This window comes from Ruegeria sp. HKCCA0235A, from assembly GCF_013033235.1.
In the GTDB taxonomy this organism is placed as follows: domain Bacteria; phylum Pseudomonadota; class Alphaproteobacteria; order Rhodobacterales; family Rhodobacteraceae; genus Ruegeria.
In genome coordinates, this window is sequence record NZ_WQDQ01000001.1 from 615,230 (window position 1) to 627,485 (window position 12,256).

At 60.0% G+C, this 12,256-nt stretch carries 13 protein-coding genes; 4 read left to right on the forward strand and 9 right to left on the reverse strand.

Translation table 11 applies throughout. From position 1 onward, the window contains the following. Positions 1-429: 429 nt before the first annotated feature. From eno to GOW56_RS03060, 4 genes are all read right to left on the reverse strand, one after another. Positions 430-1,704, reverse strand: a complete 1,275-nt coding sequence (gene eno / locus GOW56_RS03045; protein ID WP_171115541.1) for a phosphopyruvate hydratase — start codon at positions 1,702-1,704, stop codon at positions 430-432. A gap of 136 nt (positions 1,705-1,840) precedes the next feature. Then, positions 1,841-2,719 carry a DMT family transporter gene (locus GOW56_RS03050; protein WP_171204895.1) on the reverse strand — a complete coding sequence of 293 codons (879 nt, stop codon included), beginning with the start codon at positions 2,717-2,719 and terminating at the stop codon, positions 1,841-1,843. 133 nt (positions 2,720-2,852) lie between these two features. Then, a complete protein-coding gene (locus tag GOW56_RS03055; protein WP_152458216.1) occupies positions 2,853-3,266 on the reverse strand; it encodes a Fur family transcriptional regulator in 414 nt (137 codons plus the stop codon). Positions 3,267-3,331: 65 nt separating this feature from the next. Then, positions 3,332-4,054, reverse strand: a complete 723-nt coding sequence (locus tag GOW56_RS03060; RefSeq protein WP_152458217.1) for an endonuclease/exonuclease/phosphatase family protein — start codon at positions 4,052-4,054, stop codon at positions 3,332-3,334. 166 nt (positions 4,055-4,220) lie between these two features. On the opposite strand from GOW56_RS03060, the gene GOW56_RS03065 reads away from it, so the two are divergent. Further along, the gene (locus GOW56_RS03065) at positions 4,221-5,180 is read left to right on the forward strand and encodes a DMT family transporter (protein WP_171204896.1); all 960 of its coding nucleotides are present in this window, start codon (positions 4,221-4,223) and stop codon (positions 5,178-5,180) included. Between the two features lie 14 nt (positions 5,181-5,194). Here the strand turns inward: GOW56_RS03065 and GOW56_RS03070 are convergent, their stop codons facing one another. Continuing rightward, positions 5,195-6,613 (reverse strand): YdiU family protein, encoded by a 1,419-nt coding sequence (locus GOW56_RS03070; RefSeq protein WP_171205033.1) that lies wholly within the window; start codon positions 6,611-6,613, stop codon positions 5,195-5,197. An 85-nt stretch (positions 6,614-6,698) separates the two neighbouring features. Between GOW56_RS03070 and GOW56_RS03075 the strand changes: the two genes are divergently transcribed. Next, positions 6,699-7,118 carry a cupin domain-containing protein gene (locus GOW56_RS03075; RefSeq protein WP_171115536.1) on the forward strand — a complete coding sequence of 140 codons (420 nt, stop codon included), beginning with the start codon at positions 6,699-6,701 and terminating at the stop codon, positions 7,116-7,118. A gap of 97 nt (positions 7,119-7,215) precedes the next feature. Continuing rightward, positions 7,216-7,983: an extensin family protein gene (locus tag GOW56_RS03080; protein ID WP_171204897.1), complete on the forward strand. Its 768-nt coding sequence runs from the start codon at positions 7,216-7,218 to the stop codon at positions 7,981-7,983. Positions 7,984-8,000: 17 nt separating this feature from the next. Here the strand turns inward: GOW56_RS03080 and GOW56_RS03085 are convergent, their stop codons facing one another. The 3 genes from GOW56_RS03085 to GOW56_RS03095 all read right to left on the reverse strand — a co-directional run bounded on the left by GOW56_RS03085 (position 8,001) and on the right by GOW56_RS03095 (position 9,914). Beyond that, positions 8,001-8,462: a hypothetical protein gene (locus tag GOW56_RS03085; RefSeq protein WP_171204898.1), complete on the reverse strand. Its 462-nt coding sequence runs from the start codon at positions 8,460-8,462 to the stop codon at positions 8,001-8,003. A 10-nt stretch (positions 8,463-8,472) separates the two neighbouring features. Further along, positions 8,473-8,763, reverse strand: coding sequence for a hypothetical protein (locus GOW56_RS03090; protein ID WP_171614249.1), 291 nt, complete (start codon positions 8,761-8,763; stop codon positions 8,473-8,475). Positions 8,764-8,840: 77 nt separating this feature from the next. Further along, entirely contained in the window at positions 8,841-9,914 is a 1,074-nt protein-coding gene (locus tag GOW56_RS03095; protein ID WP_371807870.1) for an anhydro-N-acetylmuramic acid kinase, read from the reverse strand. A gap of 305 nt (positions 9,915-10,219) precedes the next feature. Here GOW56_RS03095 and tyrS point away from each other — a divergent pair, with 305 nt between their 5' ends. Next, complete coding sequence (gene tyrS / locus GOW56_RS03100) at positions 10,220-11,473, forward strand: tyrosine--tRNA ligase (RefSeq protein WP_171115528.1); 1,254 nt, start codon at positions 10,220-10,222, stop codon at positions 11,471-11,473. On the opposite strand, the gene GOW56_RS03105 is transcribed toward tyrS, so the two are convergent. Beyond that, positions 11,461-11,952, reverse strand: a complete 492-nt coding sequence (locus GOW56_RS03105) for a hypothetical protein (protein WP_171204900.1) — start codon at positions 11,950-11,952, stop codon at positions 11,461-11,463. The genes tyrS and GOW56_RS03105 overlap by 13 nt on opposite strands. Positions 11,953-12,256: the final 304 nt, after the last annotated feature.

The window sequence follows — 12,256 nt, forward strand, 5'->3', positions numbered from 1 at the left end:
TAATGAGATTTTTGCGCTCTTTTTAGATACAAAAAGGCTGATTCAATACGCCTGCGAAACAGAGACCACTGAAATGATTGCGTAATCCGGATCTCGCCTCTCTTGCGAAAAGTGCGAAGATTTTTCAAAAGTTTTCAACTTCAAATGCGAGCAGGCACGGCAATCGTAAACCCAGAGAAGGATCGAACCAGAAAGGTTCAATCAAGGGTGGATATCACCTGAAGCCGTGTTTCCCGCCGCAACCTTTACCGCGATCGTCCGGAAGACGCCGGTTCAGGGCCCAAGAATCGCTTGGATCCAAGAGTTCCGAAGGGTCAACAGCACCAATTGATCCGTCACGCGGATTGCGACACGGGCAGCGGAACGACCGCTTGGTGAATCAGAGACCGGAACTATAAGAAATGGGGGCCATTGGCCCCCATTTCATGCTTATTTCAGGATCGACGCGCCGGCGTATTCGGCCACTTCCCCCAGCGACTCCTCGATGCGGATCAGCTGGTTGTATTTCGCCAACCGGTCCGATCGCGCAAGCGAGCCGGTTTTGATCTGACCACAATTGGTCGCCACGGCCAGATCGGCAATGGTCGCGTCCTCGGTCTCGCCCGAACGGTGCGACATCACGTTGGTGTAGCGCGCGCGGTGCGCCATATCGACGGCACGCAGGGTTTCCGTCAGCGAGCCGATCTGGTTCACCTTGACCAGCATCGAGTTCGCACAGCCACGTTCGATCCCTTCGGCCAGACGTTCCGGGTTGGTCACGAACAGATCATCACCAACCAGTTGCACCTTGTCGCCGATGGCATCGGTCAGGGCCTTCCAGCCATCCCAGTCATCTTCGGACATGCCGTCTTCGATCGAGATGATCGGATAGTCATTGACCAGCGCCGCCAGATAGGCCGCGTTTTCCTCGGATGTCAGGGTCGTGCCCTCACCCGACAGAACATATTTTCCGTCTTTGTAATACTCGGTCGCCGCGCAATCGAGCGCCAGATGGATTTCCTCACCCGGCTTGTAGCCCGCCTTTTCGATGGATTTCAGAATGAAATCCAATGCTTCACGGGTCGAGGCAATGTTGGGGGCAAAACCGCCCTCGTCGCCCACACCGGTCGCCAGACCTGCGCCTGACAGTTCCTTTTTCAGCGTGTGGAACACCTCGGACCCCATGCGCACCGCTTCGCGAATGTTCGCGGCGGCGGTCGGCATGATCATGAATTCCTGAATGTCGATCGGGTTGTCGGCATGTTCGCCACCATTGATGATGTTCATCATCGGAACCGGCAGAACCCGCGCCGAGGTGCCGCCCACATAGCGATAGAGCGGCTGGGTGGTGAAATCCGCCGCTGCCTTCGCAGTGGCCAGCGAGACACCCAGAATAGCGTTTGCACCCAAACGGCCCTTGTTCTCGGTGCCGTCCAGCTCGATCATGGCCTGGTCAATGGCCACCTGCTCGGTCGCGTCAAAGCCCACCAGTTCTTCGGCAATCTCGCCGTTCACGGCGGCGACGGCTTCCAGAACGCCTTTGCCCATATAGCGCGCCTTGTCGCCATCGCGTTTTTCAACCGCCTCATAGGCACCGGTGGACGCGCCCGAGGGCACGGCAGCGCGGCCCATGGTGCCGTCTTCCAGAATCACGTCAACTTCGACTGTCGGATTGCCCCGGCTGTCCAGAATTTCGCGTGCGTGGATGTCGATGATGGTGCTCATGAAGCCTGTCCCTGTGACTGCGGTCGGTTGCACGCGTCATAGCAGCAACCGGCCAAAAGTAAACCGGTTCCGTTAACGCTAACACGCATATTCCCGGACATTTAGGGCTAACAATTCGTTGTTTGCGCCAACAGGGTCAGGCGGGTGCCAGTTCCCGCGCCAGACGCCGTTCGCGGACAAAGGTATAAAGACCCGAACCGATGATCAGGGTCGCCCCCGCCATTGTCAGCGCATCAGGGCGTTCACCGAACACCAGCATTCCAGCAAGGATCGAAAACACCAGACGCGTGTACCGGAACGGCATCAGGGCCGAGGCTTCGCCCACCCTCATCGCAGTGACAATGCCGTAATAGCCCAGCACGCCAAATCCGATCGCCCCCGCATAAGGGCCCGTTTGACCGGCTTGAACCGGCACGAAGGATGCCCCGGACATGACCATCAAAACCAGGCCGGCCACAGCCACTGCAATATAGGCCTGCATCGCAACGACGGATGAGGGCACGCGTGGGTCCAGCTTGCGGGTGATCAGATCGCGCGCCGCAATTGCGACCACGGACAACACCACAAACAGGGATTCCGGCCGAAAGCCCTCCATCCCCGGGCGGATGATCATCAAAACACCGACAAAGCCGACACCGATCGCGCTCCAGCGGCGCCAGCCGACCTGCTCTCCAAGAAACAGGGCCGCCCCCATGGTGACGACCAGCGGCATGGCCTGAAACACGGCCGCAACGGTGGACAGGTCGATCAGCGACAACGCCGTCACGAACGCCACTGCGCCAAAGCCTTCGGTCGCGGCGCGGATCAATGGCAGGGTTTTCCATGCCACGGGGTCAAGGATCCGCTTGCGGGTGACCACTGACATCGTGGCGAACACGAGCCCGCAAAACACGCCCAGAAACACCATGATCTGCCCTGTCGGCACAGAGCCGGACAGGAGCTTGATGAACATGTCCTCAAGTGCAAAGGCCGCCATCGACCCGATGAGCAGCAGGATGCCGTTTACGTTGTTCATTTGCGCGTCCGTTGGAAAGGGCACATCTGGTGCCTGTAGATGCACAACAACCTCAACCAACGGCATCTGGCAAGACAATTCCCGTCACGCCTGATGAATTAAAGTGAGGGCATCAATCGCGTTTCGTGATGGGTCAGTCCTTTTCCAGCGGAACGCCATACAGCTCCAACCGGTGCCCCTTCAGCTTGTACCCAAGCTTCGCGGCGATTCTTTCCTGCAGGGCTTCGATCTCGGGGTCGACGAATTCAATTACCTCTCCTGACTGCATGTCGATCAGGTGGTCGTGATGATCGCGCTCGGCGTCCTCGTACCGGGCCCGTCCGTCGCCGAACTCAAGGCGTTCCAGAATACCAGCCTCTTCGAACAGTTTGACCGTGCGATAGACCGTTGCAATAGAAATGCCTTTATCCACGGCAGACGCCCGCGCATAGAGTTCCTCGACATCCGGGTGGTCGTCGCTCTGTTCCAGCACCTGCGCGATGACCCTTCTTTGACCGGTCATGCGCAGCCCCTTGGCTTCACAACGCCCAATAATCGTTTCCGACATGATGCCCCTCAGACTTGCTCGGGTGTCTGTCTTAATATGTCTGCGCAGGTTTCGCTACAGGGATTTCACCTTTTGCGACCTTCTGATCTGGCGCGCGTCAGATCGGCCCAGACCGGCAGGTGATCAGATGCGATATGCGCGGGACGTGTGTCGTGAACACCGTGCGCCACGGCCTGTATTCCGCTGCCCAGCGCGATCCGATCCAGCGCGCCCAGGGGCTGCGCGGCGGGAAAACTTGGTCTGGGGGGCAGAAACCGCATTTCGGGGACCAGATGATCCAGAACTGGCTGACGTGACCACTCGTTGAAGTCACCGGCCCAAACAGTCGGCATCTGGTCCATGTCCCAATCGTTCCGCCGAATGTGTAAAATCTGCTGTCGCCGCGACGCTGGCAGCAGTCCCAGATGCATACCCATCACGCGCAAGGGCCCGATATGGGTGTCGAACTCGACGCGAACCGCCCCGCGCGGCTCCAGCCCCGGCAACTCGTGATGCCCTTTTCGGCGGACCGAGATCCCCTCTCCGCGCCAGATCACCGCGTTGCCGTGCCAGCCCAGACTTCCCGCGCCGCCCAGATCGACGATCTGCCATCCCGCCTCGTCCAACATGAAATGCGGCAGCGCGGCCGGACGGGGCGGCAGGCGTTTGTCGGCCTCCTGCAACACCACGATATCCGCTTTCATGTTTTCGATGACTTGCAGAATACGCTGGGGCTGACGCCGGAAATCCAACCCGACGCATTTCTGGATGTTGTAGCTTGCGATACGCAGCGTGGACGAAGTTGGCATGAGGGCGTGACCAAATGAATTGACCCTAAAGTGCCATGCCTGACGTGAGGCGCAACCCCTGTGCTCGGTTTCCTGCTGCGACAATTCCGATACGACACCCGCCCCCGGCAATCTGCCTGCTATTTCGGCGATTGAAACGTGACTGATATCAAAGCGAAGGTTCCGCTTGATCCCCGGCCCTGCAACGCTCTATCCCGATGCGGTGACGACAACGCATCGCAGCCAAAGCGGGGCCCGCATGAGCCTGAGCCAGACCCAACCCGACAACAGCACCCGGGCCAGTATGGTTTTGGTGACAGGCGGCGCGCTGTGGGGCCTTTATTGGATTCCGGTGCGGTTTTTCTACGATCAGGGCCTGACCGGCCCCTGGTCTGGGATCGCAATGTACTGCGCGGCCCTGATTGCGCTGATCCCCTTTGTCTGGTCCGACAGGCGCATGCTGGCCCGGCAATGGCGCGATCTGATGCTCAGCGGAATGTTCACAGGGGCTGCATTCAGCCTGTATTCGATCAGCCTTGTCTACACCGACGTCGTCCGCTCGATCCTGTTGTTCTATCTCACTCCGATCTGGGGCACGATTCTGGGCGTCGTATTTCTGAAAGAACGCCTGAGCCTGATGCGCCTTGCGGGCCTGATCTGCGGGCTTGGCGGGCTGTTTGTCGTGCTTGGAGGCGCCGGATTCGTGCCATGGCCGCAGAACTTGGGCGACTGGTTGGCGCTGGCATCGGGCATATGCTGGGCATTGGGCACACTGGGCCTTTACAAGGCTGGCAGCATGACCATCTCGGGTCAGGTCTTTGCCTTTGTGATTGGCGCGTTGTTGCTGTCGCTTGTCAGCCTGCTGATGCTTGGGGGCCAAACCCTGCCGAACATCACAAGCGAAGAGTCGATCCGCATAGCGGGATACGCGCAGCTGTCGGCCTTTTATGTCCTGCCCATGATCTACATGACCATCTGGCCAGCAACCAAGCTGTCCCCCGCAAAGGTCGGTCTGCTGCTGATGAGCGAGGTTGTCGTTGGCATCGCGTCGGCCGCAGCCCTGTCAGGAGAACCATTTGGCCTGCGGGAATTTCTGGGCGCCACCCTGATCGTCAGCGCTGCGGTGTTGGAAATCCTGCGGAAATAGACGTGGGCTGCGCGTTATGTCCCGCAGAATGTCGCATGAACCACCTCATTTTCGGCCGGAGGACGCCTCAGGTCTTCCGCATCCCCCTGATCCTCGTACGGCCGCGCCAACACGGCGTTCAACCGGTCGAAGGGCGCATAGTCGCCTTGCACCGCCGCCTGGATCATCTGTTCGATCCGGTGATTGCGCGGAATGAATGCGGGGTTTGCGGCGGCCATCACCTCCTGTGGCGCCGCTTCGCGCGCCAAACGTGCGCGCCAGTCTTTTTCCCAGGTGTCAAACGCTGCCGGGTCAAGGAACTGATCCCGCGCCGTGCCGCCGCCCAGCGCCCGGAAGGTATTGGTGAAATCCGCCTGCCCCTCGGCCATGCGCTTCAGAAGATCGGTGATCAGTTCCTGATCGCCCTCGTCTGCGGTTGCCAGTCCGATCTTCGCCCGGAACCGGGACAACCAGTTCTGTTGCAGCAGGTCCGGCATCGCGTGGACGATCTCGGTCGCCTCTTCCACGGCGGCCTCTTTGTCGTCCATCTGCTGGATCAAGGCCGTTGCCAACTGCGCGAGGTTCCACACCGCGATATCGGGCTGGTTCGAATAGGCATAACGACCCATCCGGTCGATCGAGCTGTAGACGGTGTTGGGGTGATACGTATCCATGAACGCACATGGGCCATAGTCAATGGTCTCACCCGCGATCGAGCAGTTGTCGGTATTCATCACCCCATGGATGAACCCCACGCTCATCCATCGTGCAATCAAACCGGCCTGCGCATCGCGCACCGAACGCAACAGGCCCATCGGCCCTTCTGCCTTGGGATAATGCCGCGCAATGGCATAGTCCGTCAGGCGCTTCAGGCTGTCCATCTGCCCACGCGCTGCAAAAACCTGAAATGTCCCCACCCGCAGATGACTGGATGCAACCCGGGTCAGAACCGCTCCGGGCATCGGAGCTTCGCGAAAGACGGTCTCGCCGGTTTCCACCGCTGCCAAGGCACGTGTGGTCGGAATGCCCAGGGCATGCATCGCCTCGGATACCACATATTCCCGCAGCACCGGCCCCAGCCAGGCCCGGCCATCGCCCCGGCGGGAAAACGGCGTAGGGCCGGAACCTTTCAGCTGGATGTCCCGGCGCACCCCGTCCGTTCCGACCGTCTCGCCCAGCAACACCGCACGTCCGTCGCCCAACTGCGGGTTGTACTGCCCGAACTGATGCCCGGAATAAAGCTGTGCGATGGGCTCGGCACCTTCGGGAATACTGTTTCCCGCAAAGGCTTCGGCCATGTCCTGGACGTCTCCGGGCGATATCCGCAGCAATTTGGCCAGATCATCGTTGAACGCAATCATCCTTGGCGCGCGCACGGGAACCGGTGACTGCCGTGCAAAGAACGCATCCGGCAGACGGGCATAGGAGTTATCGAAGGGGATTTTCAGGGTCATGTCGTAAACATATCCCTCGGACGCATGAATACCATAGCGGATCACACCGGCCCGTGCATAATCGCACCCAAACACGAGGAACCACATGACCGCACAAGAGATTATCGACCGCTTGAACCTGCAACGCCATCCTGAAGGTGGTTGGTACGCCGAGACATGGCGCGCAGAAAACGAAGGTCGCCCCACCGGCACCTGCATCTACTTCCTGTTGCAGAAAGGCGAAAGCAGCCACTGGCACCGTGTTGATGCGACCGAGATCTGGCTGTACCATGCCGGCGCACCGCTTGTCCTGTCGCTCAGCGCAATGGACCAAGGCCCCGCCACCGAACATGTGCTGACCCCCGATCTTTCCTCTGGCGCACCACAATTGATCGTCCCGGAAGGCCATTGGCAAGCCGCCCGCAGCACGGGTGATTACACGCTGGTCAGTTGCACGGTCTCGCCCGGTTTCCAGTTCGAGGGGTTCGAACTTGCTGCACCGGGCTTCGATATCCCCAAGGCGTGAATGTTTACATAACGATCCCTGAAAAGGTCAGTTTACAGACGGTTGCCCATTGATCATTCTGTACACGCAGCCACAGGCGACGGAGTAACGAGTAAGAATGAAGCAGGTCCTGCTGACTGTCTTGTTCTTGTGTCAAAGCGCGGCATTCGCCAGCGCAGAGCCCACTTGCGCCGAGGCCCGTATTGCATCCGATCTGACTGCGCCTGAGCTGATCGGGGAAGAAACGGCTGAAGATGCTGACGCGACCGTGACAGTCGAACCTGCGGTGCTGGTTTCCAGGCGTCCTGCCCTGCGACCCTGCAAGTTTCGGCAATTCGAAGTGGGCCGTGAACGAATGCAGGAACGGGGCGCCGTGTGCGGCGACTGGACCATTCTGGGTGAAACACGCAAGCCCGTCGCGGGAAAGGCCCGCGGATGCGGGATCACGAACCCAGTTCGGGTTTACAAAATATCTGATATCGCACTCAGCCAATTCTCATTGATGGACTGCCAGACAGCGGTCACGCTGAAAACGTGGATCGAAAACACGGCCAAGCCAGCCTTTGCCGATATGGGCGGCGGGCTGAAGGGGATGCGGATCGTTGGCCACTATGCCTGCAAGACCCAGAACAACCAGCCGCGCTCACGCATCTCGGAACATGCGCGCGGAAGGGCGATCGACATATCGACCTTCGTTCTAAAGGACGGAACACAGATCACGGTCCGGGACGGATGGAACAACGCGCAAGGCGCTGTCTTGCGAGAGTTGCACGAAGGCGCCTGCGGCATATTCGGAACCGTGCTTGGCCCGGACGCCGACCGCTATCACGTCGGGCATTTCCATTTTGACACGGCCCGCCGCAAGGGCGCTCCGGTGTGCCGATGAACCTTCGGGTTGCGCCTCTATTTGTCGCTTCGGCTTTTGATCAACAAATTGATCAGCGGTACCAGCAGCGTCGCTGCCGATCCCAAAGGGTTCGATCCAATGCTCTTGACCGCCTGCACAACCTCTTTGGCCTCTGCGGTCATCTCCTCCAATTCGTCTTCAATATCCGCTATGGCCATATCGCGCACCTCGACGGCCGGTGCGACTTCGTCGTCGATACTTCGGCGTCTTGCAATCAGCACCATAAGCCCGGCGAAAACGATGTTTCCAAAGGCCAACAGCGCCGCCGCCGATGCTGGTGACATCGAGCTTTGAAGCGCCAAGAACAAGGAGACATTCAAAAGCACCACCGCCGACAATGCCGCGATGCCCGCGATGCCCATCAGTACGGTCTGTTGCTGAACCACCCCAAGACGGCGGCGTGCGATCAAACGTTCGGTTCGATAGATCGTAACCAGGTTCTTGCTCAGCCTGCTCATAACCTGCCTCCTAGCCCTGCGCGCGCCCGACGACGTACCCAAGCGAAAACGCAATCAGCAACGCCGTGATCGGATAGTCTTTCTGAAGCCGACCGAACTCCTCGACAACGTCATGTCCCAAGGACTGAACCTGGCTCAGGTCGATCCCGTGGTCTTCCAGCAGCTGCCGGATTTCATCCGACGATTTGGTACCCTCAGGCGGATCTTCGGAACCCGCTTCCTTTTCGGCCTGCGCCTCCAACGTCGCATTCCGCTTCCGCAACTCCTCCAACTCGGCCTCGAGCTCTGCCTTGGTCGCCATGCTGCCATGTCCCTGATCCATCGGTCCGGGCAATCGTCGCACAAAGAGTTGTTTTTTTGAACTGTTTTCGGATCGGGTTATCCGACCGGGTCCATCGACACCGTACTGACGACCCCGCCACCGACAAGCGCCTGAACGCCAGTGGTTCCAGGACAAGAGGTCGGCAATCCCCGCGCGACGCGCACCGCCAGATAGGCAAACGCCTGCGCCTCAAGCATGTCGCCGTCCAGCCCCACCGCCTCAACCGGTTCGACCGGGCAATCCAGCGACACGCGCAACATCTCCATCAGCACCGGGTTGCGCCTGCCGCCCCCGGTGACCAACACACAGGACGGAGGTTTCGGACAGTGCTCCATCCCCTGCACAACAGCTGCGGCGCACATACCGGTCAGAGTCGCCACCGCGTCAGCGTCATTGAGTTCCTTGACCAGACCGATCATTTCCGAAAAATCGTTCCGGTCCAGGGATTTCGGCGGCATGCGAGAAAAATACGGCTCGGCCAGAAACAGCTCCAGCGCGCCCATTTCCACCGTTCCATCGCGCGCAAGCGCCCCGTCGCGGTCCATCGGAAGCCCCAGCCGGGCCTGCATCAGATCATCGACCGGCGCATTGGCCGGGCCTGTATCAAAGGCCAGCAACGCTCCGGGCGCTTCGGGGCCTTCGAACGCCGGATCCACATAGGTCAGGTTGCCGACCCCGCCCAGGTTCAGGAAACATAGCGGCCGGTCCGCGCCGAACCATTTGGCACAGGCGAAATGAAAGAAAGGCGCAAGCGGAGCCCCCTCGCCCCCCATCGCCACATCGTCGCTGCGGAAATCCCAGACCACCGGGCGCCCAAGGGCCTGCGCCAGCCCCAGCCCGTCACCGACCTGCAAGGTCCCGCGCCCGCGCGGCTCATGCGACAGCGTCTGTCCGTGAAAACCGATCAGATCCACATCCTCGAACTCGGACAGTGCTTCGGCATGGGCAATCGTCACCATCTCTGCCGCCGCATCGACCTGGGGACCATGCCACTGGCCCAGCGCGGCGCGCAACACGTCGCGTTCCGCATCCGAATACGCGCGGTATCCACTTTCCCCAAACCCGTAAATCGAATGCCCGTCGGTTTCCACCACTGCGGCATCAACCCCGTCCATGGATGTGCCGGACATTGCGCCCAAAGCCCGGAGCTTTCCGTATTTCGCGATGGTCTGGCCCAAGCCTGCCTCCTGAATTGGCTGTGTCTTTCGCCGCCTCCGGGTCCGGGATTTCACCTTTGGGTTGCAGCCCGGTCAACGTGCCTTCTGTTGGGGCGCAAAGGCAAGCGTTCCGGACCGGCCCGGCAATTTTTTTCTCAAGGCGCGTGTCTCGATCGACACCCTCGACCGCACCCCGCGCCCGAGGTGAAAAGGTGGCTTTTCCTCCCACGCGCTGCCGCCTATACAGTGCCCCGCAACATTAACCCAAAGGGCACGATATGACCTACCACCCCAAATCGGATTTCATCGCCACGATGATCGAGCGCGGCTTTCTCGCCGACTGCACCGATTATCAGGGCCTTGACGACGCGCTGATCAGTGGGTGCAAACCGGCCTATATCGGCTTTGATGCCACGGCCAAGTCGTTGCATGTGGGCAGCCTGATCCAGATCATGATGCTGCGCTGGTTCCAGAAAACCGGTCACCAGCCGATCACCCTGATGGGCGGCGGAACCACCAAGGTTGGCGACCCTTCGTTCCGCGCGGATGAACGCCCCCTGCTGGGACCCGAACAGATCGACGAAAACATCGCGGGCATCAAAAAGGTGTTCTCGGCTTACATCGACTATGACACAGAGGCCGAGAACAAAGCGTTGATGCTGAACAATGCCGAGTGGCTGGACGACCTGAACTACCTCGATTTCCTGCGCGACATCGGGCGTCATTTCTCGGTCAACCGGATGCTGAGCTTTGAATCGGTGAAATCCCGACTGGACCGTGAACAATCACTGTCCTTTCTCGAATTCAACTACATGATCCTACAGGCCTATGACTTCCTGGAGCTGAACCGCCGCTATGGCTGCTTGCTTCAGATGGGCGGCAGCGACCAGTGGGGCAATATCGTCAACGGGATCGACCTGACCCGCCGCGTGCTGGATCACGAGATCTATGGCCTGACCTCGCCCCTGCTGACCACCAGCGACGGCAAGAAAATGGGTAAATCTCAGGACGGCGCGGTTTGGCTGAACGCAGACATGCGCTCGCCCTACGAGTTCTGGCAGTTCTGGCGCAATACCACCGACGCTGATGTCGGGCGGTTCCTGAAGCTCTACACCGAAATGCCGGTGGACGAGTGCGATCGTCTGGGCGCGCTGCAAGGATCCGAGATCAACGAGGCCAAGATCCGTCTTGCCAACGAGGTGACGACTCTGGCCCATGGTGCGCAGGCCGCGGCGAACGCCGAAGCCACTGCGCGCGAAGTCTTCGAAAAGGGTGGCGTGGGCGGGGATCTTCCGACTCTGACCCTCAGCGAGGCCGAACTGGGTGACGGCATGTCCATCGTGCAGATCATCGTCAAATCCGGCCTCGCCAAATCCGGCAAAGAGGCCAAGCGCCTGATCGCCGAAAACGGCGCCAAGCTGGACGACGCGCCACTGACCGATGCCGGGCTGATGATTGACGCAAATGCCCTGTCTTCGCCGATCAAGCTGAGCGCAGGCAAAAAGCGCCACGCGCTGGTTCAACTGGGCTGACCCGGCAAGGCTGAAAGACACGAAACTGCAACGGCCACCCAAACGGGTGGCCGTTTTTCATTCAGTAAGCCGTGCTTATCTGCGTTCTTTTCCGCCGCCACGACCGGGCCGGTCGCCACTTTCGTCATTGTTGGCGTTATGACCGCGGCCCGGGCTGCTGCCTTCACCGCCATTGCCATGGCCGTTGTTGCCCTTACCACCACCTTTACCCTTGCCGCCTTTACCTTCGCCTTTGCCTTCACCACCGCCGGATTCACCACCGCCACCGGATTCACCTCCACCGCCGGATTCATCACCGCCACCGGATTCGCCACCGCCACCGGATTCACCTCCACCGCCGGAGTCACCTCCACCGCCAGATTCACTTCCGCCGCCGGATTCACTTCCTCCACCGCCGGACTGGCCGCCTCCATTGTTTTCGCTTTCTTCAGACGCGCCGCTGGGGCCACTTTCACCGCCTCCGACAGTTCCACCAGCATCGGCGAATCCAGACCCACCGGGTTCAGAGCCGCGGCTTTCACCCCGATTTTCTGCGGAACCAGACAGGCTTGCCGTCGGCAAATCCGTCAGCAACGCGGCCAGCCCCGGGCATTGCGCCCCGGTTACACTCAAGGTTGTTTCAAAGTCGGCCCGCTTTTGAAGCCTGTCCAGAAAACTCGGGGTTACCTGCACACAATCGCACAACCCGGCATAGTCCCCTGCGTTGGCAAGATTTCGAGCCGTTTTCCAGTTGCAGGTTTCCGGTGCGGCAGCAGCATCGCCAACCATCACCATTCCAAAAAC

Bases quoted from the DNA above. Each gene is read 5' to 3' on its own strand.
- tyrS (WP_171115528.1), top strand. From the start codon at position 10,220: ATGACCTACCACCCCAAATCGGATTTCATCGCCACGATGATCGAGCGC.
- eno (WP_171115541.1), bottom strand. From the start codon at position 1,704: ATGAGCACCATCATCGACATCCACGCACGCGAAATTCTGGACAGCCGG.
- GOW56_RS03070 (WP_171205033.1), bottom strand. From the start codon at position 6,613: ATGACCCTGAAAATCCCCTTCGATAACTCCTATGCCCGTCTGCCGGAT.
- GOW56_RS03095 (WP_371807870.1), bottom strand. From the start codon at position 9,914: ATGTCCGGCACATCCATGGACGGGGTTGATGCCGCAGTGGTGGAAACC.
- GOW56_RS03105 (WP_171204900.1), bottom strand. From the start codon at position 11,952: ATGCTGGTGGAACTGTCGGAGGCGGTGAAAGTGGCCCCAGCGGCGCGT.
- GOW56_RS03085 (WP_171204898.1), bottom strand. From the start codon at position 8,462: ATGAGCAGGCTGAGCAAGAACCTGGTTACGATCTATCGAACCGAACGT.
- GOW56_RS03055 (WP_152458216.1), bottom strand. From the start codon at position 3,266: ATGTCGGAAACGATTATTGGGCGTTGTGAAGCCAAGGGGCTGCGCATG.
- GOW56_RS03090 (WP_171614249.1), bottom strand. From the start codon at position 8,763: ATGGCGACCAAGGCAGAGCTCGAGGCCGAGTTGGAGGAGTTGCGGAAG.
- GOW56_RS03050 (WP_171204895.1), bottom strand. From the start codon at position 2,719: ATGAACAACGTAAACGGCATCCTGCTGCTCATCGGGTCGATGGCGGCC.
- GOW56_RS03060 (WP_152458217.1), bottom strand. From the start codon at position 4,054: ATGCCAACTTCGTCCACGCTGCGTATCGCAAGCTACAACATCCAGAAA.
- GOW56_RS03080 (WP_171204897.1), top strand. From the start codon at position 7,216: ATGAAGCAGGTCCTGCTGACTGTCTTGTTCTTGTGTCAAAGCGCGGCA.
- GOW56_RS03075 (WP_171115536.1), top strand. From the start codon at position 6,699: ATGACCGCACAAGAGATTATCGACCGCTTGAACCTGCAACGCCATCCT.